At 71.6% G+C, this 16,238-nt stretch carries 11 protein-coding genes; 2 read left to right on the top strand and 9 right to left on the bottom strand.

What is annotated here, in order from left to right:
- Nucleotides 1-333: 333 nt before the first annotated feature.
- Nucleotides 334-930 carry a hypothetical protein gene (locus tag ABD224_RS16300; protein WP_067395657.1) on the bottom strand — a complete coding sequence of 199 codons (597 nt, stop codon included), beginning with the start codon at nucleotides 928-930 and terminating at the stop codon, nucleotides 334-336.
- A gap of 542 nt (nucleotides 931-1,472) precedes the next feature.
- Here ABD224_RS16300 and ABD224_RS16305 point away from each other — a divergent pair.
- On the top strand, nucleotides 1,473-2,354 hold the full coding sequence (locus tag ABD224_RS16305; RefSeq protein WP_344050314.1) for an SAM-dependent methyltransferase: 882 nt from the start codon (nucleotides 1,473-1,475) through the stop codon (nucleotides 2,352-2,354).
- Between the two features lie 207 nt (nucleotides 2,355-2,561).
- Here the strand turns inward: ABD224_RS16305 and ffh are convergent, their stop codons facing one another.
- The 5 genes from ffh to nsdA all read right to left on the bottom strand — a co-directional run bounded on the left by ffh (nucleotide 2,562) and on the right by nsdA (nucleotide 10,331).
- Nucleotides 2,562-4,109 (bottom strand): signal recognition particle protein, encoded by a 1,548-nt coding sequence (gene ffh, locus ABD224_RS16310; protein WP_344050315.1) that lies wholly within the window; start codon nucleotides 4,107-4,109, stop codon nucleotides 2,562-2,564.
- 221 nt (nucleotides 4,110-4,330) lie between these two features.
- Nucleotides 4,331-6,826: a [protein-PII] uridylyltransferase gene (locus ABD224_RS16315; RefSeq protein ID WP_344050316.1), complete on the bottom strand. Its 2,496-nt coding sequence runs from the start codon at nucleotides 6,824-6,826 to the stop codon at nucleotides 4,331-4,333.
- Nucleotides 6,827-6,865: 39 nt separating this feature from the next.
- Nucleotides 6,866-7,204: a P-II family nitrogen regulator gene (locus ABD224_RS16320; protein WP_067395669.1), complete on the bottom strand. Its 339-nt coding sequence runs from the start codon at nucleotides 7,202-7,204 to the stop codon at nucleotides 6,866-6,868.
- Nucleotides 7,201-8,580 (bottom strand): ammonium transporter, encoded by a 1,380-nt coding sequence (locus ABD224_RS16325; protein WP_344050317.1) that lies wholly within the window; start codon nucleotides 8,578-8,580, stop codon nucleotides 7,201-7,203. Before ABD224_RS16325 ends, ABD224_RS16320 begins: the two co-directional genes overlap by 4 nt.
- A 257-nt stretch (nucleotides 8,581-8,837) precedes the next feature.
- Complete coding sequence (gene nsdA / locus ABD224_RS16330) at nucleotides 8,838-10,331, bottom strand: transcriptional repressor NsdA (protein ID WP_344050318.1); 1,494 nt, start codon at nucleotides 10,329-10,331, stop codon at nucleotides 8,838-8,840.
- Between the two features lie 454 nt (nucleotides 10,332-10,785).
- Between nsdA and ABD224_RS16335 the strand changes: the two genes are divergently transcribed.
- Entirely contained in the window at nucleotides 10,786-11,457 is a 672-nt protein-coding gene (locus ABD224_RS16335) for a bifunctional DNA primase/polymerase (RefSeq protein WP_344050320.1), read from the top strand.
- Nucleotides 11,458-11,728: 271 nt separating this feature from the next.
- On the opposite strand, the gene ftsY is transcribed toward ABD224_RS16335, so the two are convergent.
- The 3 genes from ftsY to ABD224_RS16350 all read right to left on the bottom strand — a co-directional run.
- Entirely contained in the window at nucleotides 11,729-12,937 is a 1,209-nt protein-coding gene (ftsY, locus tag ABD224_RS16340; protein WP_344050321.1) for a signal recognition particle-docking protein FtsY, read from the bottom strand.
- 455 nt (nucleotides 12,938-13,392) lie between these two features.
- A complete protein-coding gene (locus ABD224_RS16345) occupies nucleotides 13,393-14,811 on the bottom strand; it encodes a sugar porter family MFS transporter (RefSeq protein WP_344050322.1) in 1,419 nt (472 codons plus the stop codon).
- Between the two features lie 363 nt (nucleotides 14,812-15,174).
- Nucleotides 15,175-16,238 (bottom strand): AAA family ATPase (locus ABD224_RS16350; RefSeq protein WP_344050323.1); only part of this gene is annotated, 1,064 nt, incomplete at its 5' end.

The raw sequence follows: 16,238 nt of genomic DNA on the forward strand, positions 1-16,238 counted from the left end.
GAGGTGCCCGGTGGACGCGTCAGCCGGAGGAGAGAGGGATCCTGGCGGCTGTCGAGTACAGCTAGCCATTGTGCCATACCCCGCAGGGCTCCTTCGGCGGAGGGCGGGGCCCGAACCGTGCTCGGGCATGCTCGGGCGGCACCCGGAGCCCCGGGTGCCGCGGGTGGGTGCGCCGGCCCGCGCCGCGGGGTGCCGCCGCGCCCGCCCGCGCCTCCCCCGGGCCCCTGCCCGAGAGGCCCGGGGGAGGCACGACTGTCCGCGGCCGCGCACCCTGCGGCGCGCGCCTGCCTGTCGGTCGGTCACGGAGCGCGGCTGCCACGAGCAGCCGCGTTCCTAGCCTGCCGTCGCTCCCACGGGTTCCGGAATCCGGAACGGCTGGCCGCAGCCGCCGCACACGATCGGGGCCTGGGCCAGGACCGAGGGGACGACCCGGACGTTGCGACCGCAGTCGCACACCGCCTTGACCCGGACGCCGCCGCCGGAGGAGCCGTGGCGGGCGGCCGGGCCGCGGAAGGTGCGGCTGGTGTCGGCGGACGTGGCCGCCATGTGCGCCTTCAGCGCCCGCTGAAGGCGCTCGATCGTCGGGCGGTACCGCCGCTTCGCCTCGGGGCTGAGCCGGACCAGGGAGAAACCGCTGCTCGGGTGCGGCTCCTCGGGATGGTCCAGGCCCAGTTCCTCGGCGATCGCGAGGAACCTGCGGTTGTGGTAGCGGCCGGCGCGGGAGGTGTCGCGCACCCCGCGCGCGGCGGCGATGCCATGGACTGCCTCGTGCAGCAGTCGCTCGAAGGAGAGTTCGCGTCCGCACGCGGACGACGACTCCCCGATCAGGGACTCAGGCGCGGCAAGATCTGGCAGCTCGGGGTGGAACCGCTGAATGTCGGCCCACGCCTGTGCCAGCTCTGCGGCGAGAACAGGTGGTGTCGTGCTCACGTAATGAGAACGAGTCGAGGTGTCATTGTGTTCCTATTCCGGGGCATCCCAAATAATTTGCACGTACCCGTCAGTTGCCGCTGATGCATCCTGACGAGGGCGGGTGCGCCGATCTACGGAGAAGCCTCGCAGCTCCTACCAAGATGGTGCGCAAAGGGGGGTACACACCGGCGCATGCGCGCGCCGCGCACGCCGGCGCTGAAGAATCGCGCCACGCGCAAGAGGCGTTTCGGTCGCTTCCCGGCCCCGAGGGCCTCGCTTCAGTCAGCGTCCGCGGCCCCTGCGACGTTACCGCGTGCGCCACCGGCCTCCGGGCACCGATCCGACCGGACCGTCGACTTCCGGACACGCCGGCCCGGCCCCGGGTTGCCGGATTGTGAGGCCCCGGACGGGGCGCCTCCGGCGCCAACCGGGGGGCACACGACCCCTGGACGCGAGGGAGGGCTCGCAGTTACCTGGCATACGAGGATGTGCGAGCGCACTGCACGGGGGCCACGGAATCGGGCACAGCGGCAACTCTCGGCGGATTGGGGCGCTTATCCATGACATCTACGCTCGCGCGGCAGCATGGACGTCACGCAGGGACGACACCCCCCGTGGATCCACGTGCACGCGCGCGTGACTGGTCCGAGATCCAGGAGCGGATGCTGGTCCCGCTCTACGAGGCGGTCTACGAACGGCTGGACGTGGGCACCGGCACTCGGATGCTGGCCCTCGGCTGCGGCTCCGGGCTGGCCCTGCTCCTGGCGGTGTCCAGGGGCGCGACGGTCACCGGGGTCGACTCCTCCTGCCCGGAACGGCTCGCCCTCGCCCGGCAGCGGCTGCTGCCGGAGCCGTGGGACACGCGCGCGCGTACGGCCTCCCCGGCTCCTTCGCACGCTCCGGCCGTCCGGATCGTCGACGGGACACCGCAGGACGCCGCCGACGACCGCGCGCCCTACACCCTGGTGACCGCCTTCGAGCCGATCGGCTGCCTCACCGGGGACGTGGAGGAACTGGTCGGCCTGCTCACCGCGGCGACACCGCTCGCCGCGCGGGGAGCACCCGTGGTGCTGACCGGCTGGGGGCCGCCGGAGCGCTGCGCCACCTCGTCCGTCCTGCGGGCGGCCGGCAAGCCGGCCGATCCGCCGCGCGGCCCGGGCTGCTGGCGCCCCGCCCGGCGCGACGACCTCGAGGAGGTGGCCCACCGCGTCGGCCTGCGGCCGGACGGCTCCGGCCGGATCTCCTGCCCCTTCGGCTACGCCGACCTCGACAGCGCGGTGCGCGGACTGCTCTCCACGGGACTGTGCGACGCGGCGATCGCCGCGACCGACCGGAACCAGGTCGACAAGGAACTGGCGGAGGCCCTGCACACCCACCAGCGGCCCGACGGCACGGTGTGGATGCCGAACGTCTTCCGCTACCTGATCGCACGGACGCCCTGACCCCTTGGAGCACCCGCGGAGACGGCCAGGGCCTTCGCGTCCTTCCTCGGACCGGACATCCCCGCACCCCCGCCGCGTGGCCACCGCGACACGGTGGTGGCGGCGCGGTGCGCATCCGGCCGTTGCGGAACACGGCGCCCCCACATGTGCCGAGGGCGTCCCTCCGCGGAAGGACGCCCTCGGCGCCGTACCCCTGCCGTAGGGGGTTCAGCTCATGAACTTCTTGAACTCCTCCGGGAGTTCGAAGTCCTGACCGCCCTGCTGCGGCAGCCCGAAGGCGCCACCGCCCTGGGCCGCGGCGCGGCGGGCCGCCGCCTCCTGCTCCTGCTGCTTGCGCTTCATCGGGTTGCCGGAGCGCTGCCTGCCCTTGGCCTTCTTCTGCTGCTTCCTCGCCCGGCCGGGGCCGCCGCCCATGCCCGGGATCCCCGGCATGCCGGGGAAGCCGCCGCCCTGGGCCATGCGGGACATCATCTTGCGGGCCTCGAAGAAGCGCTCGACCAGATTCTTGACGGCGCTCACCTCGACACCGGCGCCCTTGGCGATACGGGCGCGGCGGGAGCCGTTGATGATCGTCGGGTCCTGGCGCTCGGCCGGTGTCATCGACTTGATGATCGCGGCGGTGCGGTCGACGTCGCGTTCGTCGATGTTGTTGATCTGGTCCTTGATCTGGGCCATGCCGGGCAGCATGCCGAGGAGCTTGGAGATCGACCCCATCTTCCTGACCTGCTCCATCTGAGCCAGGAAGTCGTCCAGGGTGAAGTCCTGCCCCTTCTTGGACGCCAGCTTGGAGGCCATCCTCTCGGCCTCTTCCTTGCTGAACGTCTTCTCCGCCTGCTCGATCAGGGTGAGCAGGTCGCCCATGTCGAGGATGCGGGAGGCCATCCGGTCCGGGTGGAAGGCGTCGAAGTCGTCGAGCTTCTCGCCGTTCGACGCGAACATGATCGGCTTGCCGGTGACCTGGCGGATCGACAGGGCCGCACCGCCGCGGGCGTCGCCGTCGAGCTTGGAGAGCACCACGCCGTCGAAGCCGACGCCGTCGCGGAACGCCTCCGCGGTGTTGACGGCGTCCTGACCGATCATGGCGTCGACGACGAACAGGATCTCGTCGGGCTGGATGGCGTCCCTGATGTCCGCGGCCTGCTGCATCATCTCGGCGTCGACGCCGAGGCGGCCGGCGGTGTCCACGATCACGATGTCGTGGAGCTTGTTCTTCGCGAAGTCGATGGAGTCCTTGGCGACCTTGACCGGGTCGCCCACACCGTTGCCCGGCTCGGGTGCGTAGACGGCGACGCCGGCCCGCTCGGCGACGATGCTGAGCTGGTTGACGGCGTTCGGGCGCTGGAGGTCGGCGGCGACCAGCACCGGGGAGTGCCCCTGATCCTTGAGCCACTTGCCGAGCTTGCCCGCGAGGGTGGTCTTACCGGCACCCTGGAGACCGGCGAGCATGATCACGGTGGGGGGCTGCTTGGCGAAGCGGAGACGACGGGTCTCGCCGCCCAGGATGTCGACGAGCTCATCGTTGACGATCTTGATGAACTGCTGTGCCGGGTTCAGCGCGCGGGAGACCTCGGCGCCGAGCGCCCTTTCCTTGACCTTCTTGATGAAGGTCCGGACGACGGGAAGCGCCACATCGGCCTCGAGGAGCGCGATGCGGATCTCCCGGGCCGTGGCGTCGATGTCCGCCTCGGACAGCCTGCCCTTGCCCCGGAGGGACTTGAAAGTGGCTGACAAGCGGTCGGAGAGAGTGTCGAACACGGTGGTGTCGGTCCTCGGGATTAGGGGGCGTTCTCGGCTGCCCTCCAGGGTATCCGGCTCCGCAAGTGAACTCCCCCCGCCCACTGGGCCCAGTGGGCGAGGACACCTCCCCGCACCTGCGGAGAGCAGCCGGACACGCCGTCCGGCCGGCCCGGCGCGCCCGGATCACCCCCGCGGCGGCGGGAAGCACGCCCTGGTCAACGGACACGGAGCGGCGGACGTCACGCCCGCAGCGTCTCCTCCAGCATCCGCGCCATCGACGTCGCGTCCGGTTCCGGCAGCGGCTCCCCCGCGTCCGTCGTGACGTAGAAGGCGTCGACCGCGTTCGCGCCCAGCGTGCTGACGTGCATGCTCCGCACCCGCGCCCCCGCCTTCTCCAGCGCCCGGCCGATCCGGAACAGCAGCCCCGGTGCGTCCTGCGCCCGGACCTCGATCACGGTGGCGTGCCGGGAGGCGGCCGGGGCGACCGTGACCCGGGGCGGTGGCGCCGCGGCTCCCCGGCGCCACCGGTGGGCCGCGTCCCGCTCGGCGAGGCGGACGGCGATGTCCAGGGAGCCGTCCAGCGCCCGGGCGAGGTCGGCACGCAGCCGGGCTGCCGGGGGCAGGGAGCCGTACTCGGCGGCGACCCGCCAGTTCAGCAGCAGGACGGAGCCGTCGCCGACGTCGTCCGGCAGGTCCAGGGCGCGCAGCCCGGCCGTGCGGACGGTGAGCCGGTGGACGGCCAGCACTCCGGCGACGGCGGGCAGGACGCCCGGCTGGTCGGGGACGGCGATCAGCAGCTCGGCGCCGAGCGGCGCGGGCTCCTGCGACGGTCCTCCCGGATGCGTCTCCGGGTACTCCCCCGGGTGCTCCCCGGCGAACGGCTCGGCGGGCGGCTCGGGCCGCGCGTGCAGGGCCAGCACCGGGCCGCCCGTGCGGAAGGCCTCGACGGCCAGCCGCTCCTGCTCGGCGGTGGGCTCGGCGGGCCCGGGCTCGGCGGGGGCGTCCCCGGTGAGGACGGCCGAGACCCGCCTCACCAGGTCGGCGACCAGGAAGCCGCGCCAGGAGGACCATGCGGCCGGGCCGGTGGCCAGGGCGTCCGCCTCGGTCAGGGCGTGCAGCAGCTCCAGCGTGCTCCGGGTGCCGACCGCCTCGGCGACCGAGCGGACGGTGGCCGGGTCGTCCAGGTCGCGCCGGGTGGCGGTCTTGACGAGCAGCAGGTGGTGACGCACCAGGTCGGCGAGCACGGCCGCGTCGGCGTGGTCGAAGCCGATGCGCGTGGCCACGTCCCTGGCGATGGTCTCACCGACCGTGCTGTGGTCGCCGGGCCATCCCTTGCCGATGTCGTGCAGCAGGGCGGCGACCAGGAGCAGGTCGGGACGGTCGACACGGCGGGTGAGCGCGGAGGCGTGCACGGCCGTCTCGACCAGATGGCGGTCGACCGTCCAGCGGTGGACGGCGTTGCGCTGCGGCCGGCAGCGCACCCGTTCCCAGTCGGGCAGCAGCCGGGTGATCAGGCCTTCCGCCTCCAGGGCCGTCCAGACCTGGACGGCGGGGCGGCCGGAGCCGAGCAGGGTGACGAACTGTTCGCGGGCCTCGGCGGGCCACGGTGTGGGCAGAGGACACACGGTGGCGGCGAGGTGCCGTACGGCGTGCGGGGAGAGCGGGAGTCCGGCCTGCGCGGCAGCGGCCGCGGCACGCAGGAGGAGCACGGGGTCGCGTTCGGGGCGTGCCGTGAGGGCGAGGACCACCTCGCCGTCCTGCTCCACCACCCCTTCGGCGAGCGGGGACCGCTCCGCGGAAGACTTTCCGCCGCCCAGCAGGGCGCGCAGCCTCGGCCGTGCGGCACGGGCCTTGAGCACACGCCGCACTTCCCGCCAGGTGAGGTCGCCAGCGTACGACAGGACGCGTGCCGCCTCGTACACCTGGCGCAGGAGGGCGTCGGCGTCGAGCAGGCCCAGCTCGGCGGCGACCTGGTCCTGGTCCTCCAGTGCGAGCCGGTCGGTGGCGCGGCCCGTGGTGAGGTGCAGGGCGTCGCGGATGTCGAGCAGCCGGCGGCGGGCGTCGGCGAGGCCCTTGCGCGGGGGGTCGGCCAGCCAGGAGGCGGCGACGGCGCGCAGCGCGGTGGCGTCCCGCAGGCCGCCGTGGGCCTCCTTCAGGTCGGGTTCGAGGAGGTACTGCAGTTCGCCGTGCCGCCGTGCGCGTTCGGTGCACAGGTCCTGGAGTTCGGGGAGCCGTTTCGGCGCCTGGTTGCGCCAGTCGGCGAGGACCGTGGTGCGCAGTGCGGCCGTCAGGCCGCGGTCGCCGGCGAGGTGCCGGGCGTCCAGCAGGCCGAGCTGGACCCTGAGGTCCTCCCCCGCCGCCCTGCGGACTTCGGCGGGGGTGCGGACCGAGTGGTCGAGGGTGAGACCGAGGTCCCACACCGGGTACCAGAGGCGGTCGGCGAGGGTGGCGATCTCCTCGGCGTCCCCGTTGTCGTGCAGGAGGAGCAGGTCCAGGTCGCTGCGGGGGGACAGCTCGCCGCGCCCGTAGCCGCCGACGGCGACCAGGGAGACGCCCCGCCGCCCCTCGGCCGCTCTGTCGAACAGCCCGGCCAGCCAGTCGTCGGTCAGTGCGGCGAGGGCCGCCCGGCGCGGCGGCCCGGACTGCTCCCCCGCGGTGAGCAGGCGCAGCCGGGCCGCCGCGTAGCCGCCGGGGTCCGGTTTCTCCGCCTGGTTTCGCACGTCTGCACTCTTCACCGGGCGACTCCCGTCCTCGTGCCGTTCAGAGCGTGCTGTTCAGAGCGCGTCCGGGCCACGCTCACCGGTCCGGACCCGGACCGCCGTCTCGACCGGCACGGACCAGACCTTGCCGTCGCCGATCTTTCCTGTGCGGGCTGCCTTGACGATGACCTCGATCAGCTGTTCGGCGTCATCGTCCTCGGCCAGTACCTCGATGCGGATCTTGGGCACCAGGTCGACGGTGTACTCCGCGCCGCGGTAGACCTCGGTGTGGCCGCGCTGCCGGCCGTAGCCGCTCGCCTCGGTGACGGTGAGGCCGTGGACACCGAAGGCCTGCAGAGCCTCCTTGATCTCGTCGAAACGGTGGGGCTTGACGACGGCGGTGATGAGTTTCATGCGTCCACCTTCTTGTTCTCCGTGGCGGCTCCGCTCCGCGGGGCGGATTCGTGCTGCGCGGCGGGCCGGACCGGGGCGGTGACGGCGGTGACGACCCCGCCGCCCGCGCCGGTGAAGTCGTAGGCGGTCTCGGCGTGCTGGGACCGGTCGATGCCGGAGATCTCCTCGTCCTCGGAGACCCGCATGCCGATGGTCCGGTCCAGGAGGAAGGCGAGAGCCGCGGAGGCGATCAGGGAGTAGACGAGGACTCCGATCACGCCGACGCACTGCTTCCACAGCTGGTCCAGGCCGCCGCCGTAGAAGAGACCCTTGACGTCGGACTGTCCCGTGCCGCTGGCGAAGAAGCCGATCAGCAGGGAGCCGATGATGCCGCCGACCATGTGGACACCGACCACGTCGAGGGAGTCGTCGTAGCCGAGCCGGTACTTCAGGCCGACCGCCATGGCGCACAGCACACCGGCGACGGCGCCGACCGCGATCGCGCCGAGCGGGGTGACCGCACCGCCGGCCGGGGTGATCGCGACCAGACCGGCGACCGCGCCGGAGGCGGCGCCCAGCGTGGTGCACGCACCGTGGCGGATCTTCTCGTAGGCGAGCCAGGCGAGCACGGCGGCGGCGGTGGCGATCTGGGTGTTGACGAACATCAGCGCGCCGACGCCGTCGTCGTTGCCGAGCCAGGATCCGGCGTTGAAGCCGAACCAGCCGAACCACAGCAGGGCCGCGCCGAGCATGACCAGCGGCAGGTTGTGCGGGCGCATCGGGTCCTTCTTGAAGCCGACGCGCTTGCCGATCACGAGGACGACGGCGAGTGCCGCGGCTCCGGCGTTGATGTGGACCGCGGTGCCGCCGGCGAAGTCGATCACTCCGAGCTCGTAGGCCCAGCCGCCGGCGCCCCAGACCCAGTGGGCGACCGGGAAGTACACGATGGTGGCCCACAGCACCAGGAACAGCGTCCAGGCGGTGAACTTCACCCGGTCGGCCAGGGCACCGCTGATCAGGGCGGGGGTGAGGACCGCGAACATCAGCTGGAAGACGGCGAAGACGAAGACCGGGATGGTGGTGCCGGGCCAGAGTTCCGTCTTGCCGATCCCGCTGAGGCCGACGAAGTCGGAGGTCCAGCCGATGAGCGAGCCGTGGTCGGTGCCGAAGGCCATCGAGAAGCCGTAGAGCACCCACAGGACGGTGACGATGCCGAGGCTGATGAAGCTCATCATCAGCATGTTGAGCGTGCTCTTGACACGGACCATGCCTCCGTAGAAGAAGGCCAGACCCGGGGTCATCAGCATCACCAGGGCGGAACAGATGAGCATGAAGCCGGTATTGGCGGACGACAGCCTGGGCGCGTCCGCCGCCAGCATGACGGCGGCTGATGCCATCGCGTCTCCTCGTCGGTGTGAGGGGGCGGGCCGAGCGGTTTTGCGCCACGAGACTCGCGCAGCACGGTTTCGGCCGACGCTCCTCGGTGTTTCACCGGCGTGACGAAGGCGCCCAGTGTGTTACGTGTCGGTGAATCAGGTGAATCACTTGTGAAACCGGCCGCGGCGACCTTCCGATGACCTGGCATGGGGGAGCCGAGTCGGGCAGTTGGGGAAGGCCGGCCGCGGCCGGGGCTCAGGGGCGGGATGGTGCGGGCTCAGACGGCCTCGACGGTCTCGGGAAGCTCGACGGCGAGCTGTTCGGTGAGGTCCACGATCTCTCCGCAGTCCCCGTAGTCGCGTACGGCGTTGTCGACGGTCTTCCGGATACGGGTGTTCACACGCTCGGAACGAACCTTCTTGGCCACCTTCATGGCGCGGGTGACGTACTGCGTGCTCTGCTCGGGCTCGCGCTGGAGCAGATGCACCGTGGCCATGCCGATGAGGTTGAGCGCGTACGACCGCTGGTGCTCCTGGTCCTGGGCGAACAGGTCCACGGCCTTCCGCATCAGCGGCTCGGCCAGTGCGGCGTAGGCGGGGCTGCGGCCGGCGACATAGGCCAGGTCGCGGTAGGAGTGGGAGTTCTCGGCGTGCAGCTCGGCCTCGGAGAAGAAGCGGATCCAGTCGGGGTCGGGCTCGTCCCAGTCCTCGGCGTAGGCGAAGGTGTCCTCGGCCAGGCGCACCGCGCGCTTGCATCTGCCGGGCTGGCCCATGTTGGCGTAGGCACGGGCCTCCAGCGCGTACAGCATGGCCTGGAGGCGGGGGCTCGCGCAGTCCCGGCTGCCGTACTGGGCGAGGTGGATGAGCTCCAGGGCGTCCTCGGGACGGCCGAGGTGGATCATCTGGCGGCTCATGCTGGACAGGACGTACGAGCCGAGGGGCTTGTCACCGGCTTCCTTGGCGGCGTGCAGGGCCAGGACGAAGTACTTCTGCGCGGTGGGCTGCAGGCCCACGTCGTAACTCATCCAGCCGGCCAGCTGGGAGAGCTCCGCGGCGACCTTGAAGAGCCTGCGGGTGGTGGCCTCGGGCTGGGGTTCCTGGAGGAGGTCCGTCACCTCGTGCAGCTGGCCGACGACCGCCTTGCGGCGCAGGCCGCCGCCGCACTGGGCGTCCCACTGCCGGAACATCCTGGTGGTGGTCTCCAGCAGCTCCAGCTCGGGCCGGGAGAGCCGGCCGAAGCGGCGGGAAGAGGCCTGCGTCTGCGGCTCGGGCTCCCGCGGAGGGGAGGGAGGCGAGGGCACGAGCCAGCGCTGCAGCGGCTCGATGAGGGAGGGACCCGCGGACAGCGCCAGCGAGGTCCCGAGGAAGCCGCGCCGCGCCAGCATCAAGTCGCTGCGCGAGAACTCGCCGAGCAGGGCCACGGTCTGCGGGCCCGTCCAGGGCAGGTCGACGCCGGTCGCGGAGGGTGCCTGGCGGGCGGTGCGCAGGCCGAGGTCCTCCACGGAGACGACACAGCCGAAGCGCTCGGAGAACAGCTCCGAGAGGATCCTGGGGATCGGCTCGCGCGGGTTCTCGCCGTCCAGCCAGCGCCTGACGCGCGAGGTGTCGGTGGAGACGTGATGGGCGCCCAGCTGACGGGCGCGGCGGTTGACCTGCCGGGCGAGTTCGCCCTTGGACCAGCCGCTGCGCATGAACCACGAGGCGAGCAGCTCGTTCGGGCGCTTGTCCACGCTCGTCACGCCCGTCCCGCCACCGCCGATGCTGCCGCTCACTGGAAAGCCCCCATCCCTGAGACCACTTGTCGCCGAATGCGCCAAGCTCTATCAGAATGCCCGTCAATACGGCTGTCCGTCCGCCGGTTCTCACTCTTCGCCCGAACTGCCGGGCTTGCCTCCGGCATACCCGTATGTGCATGTGCCCCAGGACTCGCACACTTACAGTAATCCCACGATCACTCGTACAGCCATGGGGATCCATGAAACGCCACCATTCGCCACCCCTTCGAATGAACTCCCGATGAGTTCGACGCGCTTCACTTGACGCAGGACAGCCGCGGGTGGAGCGGTGCGTGCGAGGGCGCGCACCGCGAGGCGCACCACGCGGAACGCTTCCGGACACCGCGGGGCCCGGCCGCGCCGGGGAGCGCGCCGGAGAGGAAGCAGAGACGGAGAGTCACGATCCGCATCGCCTCGTAACCGTCGGGGCGGTGAAACCGTTGGAGGGGGCATGGGTTTCACGATCGGCGGCATGCGCGAGATCCGCTCCGGCGCGCGGCGGCGCGGCCGGTCGTACCGCTCGTCCCGCTCGTCGGAGTGCACGGCGGTGGCCGAGTACACGGGGCTGTGGGGCTGGGACGTGGTGCGGGGCGCGCGGGCCGTCGGCGGTGCGTGCTCCTGCGGCCGTACGAACTGTCCGGCGCCGGGCGCCCACCCCTTGGAGTGCGCGCCCGGGATCCCGGCCGGCGCCACGCTCGACGAGGTGACCCGGGCGTGGGCGGAGATGCCCGGAGCCTCGGTGATGCTGGCGGTCGGGCGCGCGTTCGACGCCCTCGAGGTGGCCGAGCCGGCCGGGCGCCGTGCCCTGGCCCGGCTGGAGCGTCTGGGCCTTCCCGTCGGTCCGGTGACCGTCGGCCCGGAGGGCCGCGCGCACTTCTTCGTCGCCCCCGGGGCCGCCGCCGAGCTGCCGGCCCTTCTCTACCGTCTGGGCTGGGACGACCCCGCCTCGCTCGATCTGCGCGGCCTCGGTCCGGGCACCTACCTCACGGCCCCGCCCTCCGACCGGGGCGGCCGGGGGCCGGTCCGCTGGCTCCGCCCGCCCTCCCCGGACTGCGCCGGCCTTCCCGAGGCCCGCCTCCTCCTGGGCACCCTGGCCTACGTGGCCCACCGCTCCCGGACGTGACGCCGGGCGGACGACCGCCGTTCGGAAGACCCCCGGCCCCCCTTCACCACGGTTCATCACGGTCTGTGCGGTCATGGCCGTGCGGCAGCAGCCGCCCCGTGACCGCCGCCCGGGCGCGGCGCGCGGCCGGAGCCCGGTGAACGGGTGCGAAAGTGGCCCCGGCCCCGGTTTCGTCCCGGCCACCCGGGAAGTGCGGCCCGGTACGCGGACCCGTCGACGGCGAACGCCCGCCCCGGTGGAGCCGGGACGGGCGTTCGCCGCTGAAGGGCGGTCAGTCTCCGATGAGAGCGTCGACGAAGGCCTCCGGCTCGAAGGGGGCCAGGTCGTCCGGGCCCTCGCCGAGGCCGACCAGCTTGACCGGTACGCCCAGCTCGCGCTGGACGGCGATCACGATGCCGCCCTTGGCGGTGCCGTCCAGCTTGGTGAGGACGATGCCGGTGATGTCGACGACCTCGGCGAAGACACGGGCCTGGATCAGGCCGTTCTGGCCGGTGGTCGCGTCGAGGACGAGCAGGACCTCGTCGAGCGGGGCGTGCTTCTCCACGACGCGCTTGACCTTGCCGAGCTCGTCCATGAGGCCGGTCTTGGTGTGCAGACGGCCGGCGGTGTCGATGAGCACCACGTCGGCGCCCATCTCCTTGCCCTCCTTCACCGCGTCGAAGGCGACGGAGGCGGGGTCGCCGCCCTCCGGGCCGCGCACGGTGTAGGCGCCGACCCGCTCGCCCCAGGTCTGCAGCTGGTCGGCGGCGGCCGCGCGGAAGGTGTCCGCGGCACCGAGGACGACACTGCGGCCGTCGGCGACCAGGACGCGGGCGAGCTTGCCGGTCGTCGTGGTCTTGCCGGTGCCGTTGACGCCGACGACCATCACGATGCCGGGCTTGCTGGCGTCCGGCTCGGTCTTCACGGTGCGGTCCATGTCGGGGCCGACCAGCGTGAGCAGCTCCTCGCGCAGCAGCCCGCGCAGCTCGGCGGGGGTGCGGGTGCCGAGCACGCGTACACGCTCGCGCAGCCGCTCGACCAGCTCCTGGGTGGGCTGCACGCCGACGTCGGCGGTCAGCAGGGTGTCCTCGATCTCCTCCCAGGTCTCCTCGTCGAGATGCTCACGGGACAGCAGCGTGAGCAGACCCCTGCCCAGGGCGTTCTGCGACCGGGCAAGGCGGGCGCGCAGCCGTACCAGACGGCCGGCGGTGGGCTCCGGCACCTCGATCGCGGGGGCCGGAAGCTCCTCGACGGGCGGCTCCTCGACGGCGACGGGGGGCGACCCGTCGGGCAGGTCCACCTCCTCGATCGTCCGCCGCGGCTCCTCGCGCGGCGTCTCGGCCTCCTCGCCCACATGTGGCTCGGCCGGAGGGGCGGTGATGTCGGGAGGCGAGGGCGGCGGCGGGGGCAGCGGCTTCTTTCGCCTGCCGGCGACGATGAGCCCGCCGAGTGCGCCGAGCACCACCACGGCGATGACTACAGCAAGGATGATGGTTTCCATAACCCTGCCAGTATCAGCCATGGTTTCCGGCCTGAGGGGTTTGCGCCTTCCCCCAGAAGACAAACACCGCGGAAATATATGAGTCGATCAAAAGAGGGTGGGACGAGTCGCGCCCGTGGATCCCGCGCGTGGATCTCATACGTCCTTTCATATGCGGGGAGACGTATGGAGATACACGCGGAAGTGCCTCTCCCCGGCCGGGGCACGGGCCGGTTCCGGCCGGATCGTGACGGCCCCGGTCCACGGCCGGACCGTACCGGCACGTCCCGGCATTTCTCCCCTTCACCAGCTCCTTCACCGGCAGAGCCCGCCAACCGGAATACGGTGCCCTGCAGTGCCCTGCGCAACAAAAACCGCCGCCCCGTCCGGGTGGCGGCCCGGACGGGGCGGCGAACGGGTCGAGGAGAGGGGCGGCGGGGACTGGAAAGCCCTTCTCCTCGAGTCTGTGCCGGGGCTTACCCCATCTCCTCCAGCGTCTTGCCCTTCGTCTCCTTGACGAACTTCAGGACGAACGGGACGGAGAGCGCCGCGAAGAACGTGTAGATCACATAGGTGCCGGAGAGGTTCCAGTCGGCCAGCGACGGGAAGGTCACGGTGATGGCCCAGTTGGCGATCCACTGGGCGGAGGCGGCCACGCCCAGGGCGGCGGCACGGATCCGGTTCGGGAACATCTCGCCGAGCAGGACCCAGACGACCACACCCCAGGACAGGGCGAAGAAGAGGACGAAGACGTGAGCGGCGACCAGGGCGACCAGGCCCTGGGTGGCCGGCAGCCTGCCGTCGACCAGCGGGTGCGAGAACGCCCAGGCCTCCAGGGCCAGGCTGACGGCCATGCCGGCCGAACCGATGAGCGCGAGCGGCTTGCGGCCGATGCGGTCCACGAAGATCATCGCGATCACGGTGCCGACGATGTTGATGATCGACGTCGTGAACGAGTAGAGGAACGAGTCCGTCGGGTTGATGCCGACCGACTGCCACAGCGTCGCGGAGTAGTAGAACGCGACGTTGATGCCGACGAACTGCTGGAAGACGGACAGGCCGATACCGATCCAGACGATCCGCTTGAAGAGGAAGCTGCCGCCGAGCAGGTCCTTGAAGGAGGACTTGTGCTCGCGCTTCATGGCCTGCTCGATCTCGGCCACGCGGGCGTCGAGGTCGACGCCCTTGCCCTCGACCTCGGCGAGGATCGCGCGGGCGCGGTCGCGGCGGCCGATGGAGAGCAGGAAGCGCGGGGACTCGGGGATGGCGAAGGAGAGCAGTCCGTACAGCACGGCCGGGACGACCATCACACCCAGCATGACCTGCCAGACCTCCAGGCCCATCAGGTTGCCGCGCTGATCACCGCCGGCGGCGTGCAGCAGGCCCCAGTTGACCAGCTGGGAGGCGGCGATGCCGACGACGATCGCGGCCTGCTGGAAGGAGCCGAGGCGGCCGCGGTAGGCGGGCGGGGCGACCTCGGCGATGTAGGCGGGGCCGATGACCGAGGCCATGCCGATGGCGAAGCCTCCGACGACACGCCAGAGGGCGAGGTCCCACAGGGTGAAGGGCAGGGCCGAGCCGATGGAGCTGACGGCGAACAGGACCGCGGCCACCTGCATGCACCGGATGCGGCCGATGCGGTCGGCTATGCGGCCCGTGGTGGCGGCGCCGACGGCGCAGCCGATCAGAGCGATGGCGATGACCTGGGCCAGCTCCGCGGATCCGATGGCGTAGCGGTCACGGATGGCCTCGACGGCACCGTTGATCACGGAGCTGTCGTACCCGAAGAGGAAGCCGCCCATGGCGGCCGACGCCGCGATGAAGACGACGTGCCCGAGATGTTCGGGGTGAGCCGTATCGGCTCCTGGCCTGGGGGCTTGCTCTGTGATGATCACGTATAACTCCTCGGGCACACCGGCAGCGCTGCCGGCGGGGGATCAGCTCTTCCAGACGAGAGCTGAACGTAAAAACAACGCTGCAGAGACTATTCGTTCAAGAGTCGAAGTCAATATCGCAGTGATAACGAACGTTCTTCGCTCCGCCGGGCAGACATGTGTTCACGTTTTGTAGTCGAGCGGTATACCTGACTCGGCTGCCCCGGAGCCGTGGGAAGCCGTGAGGACATGCGAAGACATGCAGGGTTCATGACACGGAGGTCGGGGCGACAAGGAGCCCGGGCGCGGGTCCGTACCGCGCGGCCAGCGCCGGTCGACGAGGAGCTGGAGGCGTACGTCGAGCCGCGGGTCCGTACCGCGCGGCTAGCGCAGCCGCTGGCTGATGACCTTCGACACGCCGTCACCCTGCATGGAGACGCCGTAGAGCGCGTCCGCCACTTCCATGGTGCGTTTCTGGTGCGTGATCACGATGAGCTGCGAGGTCTCCTGCAGCTCCTGCATGATCCGGATCAGCCTCTGGAGGTTGGTGTCGTCCAGGGCCGCCTCGACCTCGTCCATGACGTAGAACGGGCTCGGGCGGGCCTTGAAGATCGACACGAGCAGTGCGATGGCCGTCAGCGACCGCTCGCCGCCGGAGAGCAGGGACAGCCGCTTGACCTTCTTGCCCGGCGGACGGGCCTCGACGTCGACGCCCGTGGTCAGCATGTTGTCGGGGTCGGTCAGGACGAGACGTCCCTCGCCCCCGGGGAAGAGCCGGCTGAAGACGCCCTCGAACTCGCGGGCGGTGTCCCGGTAGGCCTCGGTGAAGACCTGCTCGACGCGTTCGTCGACCTCCTTGACGACCTTGAGGAGGTCGGCCCGGGTCTTCTTGAGGTCCTCGAGCTGCTCGCTGAGGAACTTGTGGCGTTCCTCCAGGGCCGCGTACTCCTCCAGGGCCAGCGGGTTGACCTTGCCGAGCTGCTGGTAGGCGCGCTCGGCGGCCTTCAGCCGCTTCTCCTGCTCGGCGCGGACGAAGGGCCTCGGCCGGTTGCGCGGGTGCTGCGGGTCCTCCGGCAGCTGCTCGCCCTCGGCGGGCGGCGAGGGCGGCACGAGCCGGTGCGGTCCGTACTCCTCCACCAGCCCCTCCGGCTCGATGCCGAACTCCTCCAGCGCCCTGGCCTCCAGCTGTTCGATGCGCAGCCGCTTCTCGGCGCCGAGCACCTCACCGCGGTGGACGGAGTCCGTCAGCTTGTCGAGCTCGGCCTTGAGCTCGCGTCCCTCGGCACGGACGGCGGCCAGCTCCCGCTCGCACCGGGCCTTGGCGGCCTCGGCGGCGGCGCGCTCCTGCTCGGCGCGGGCCACGGAGACCTCGACATGGGCGAGCAGCTGCCGGGCGCCGGAGGCGACCGCCCCGGCGACGGCCGCCTCGTGGCGCAGCCGGGCGCGCC

This window comes from Streptomyces thermoalcalitolerans, assembly GCF_039525155.1.
Classification (GTDB): domain Bacteria; phylum Actinomycetota; class Actinomycetes; order Streptomycetales; family Streptomycetaceae; genus Streptomyces; species Streptomyces thermovulgaris.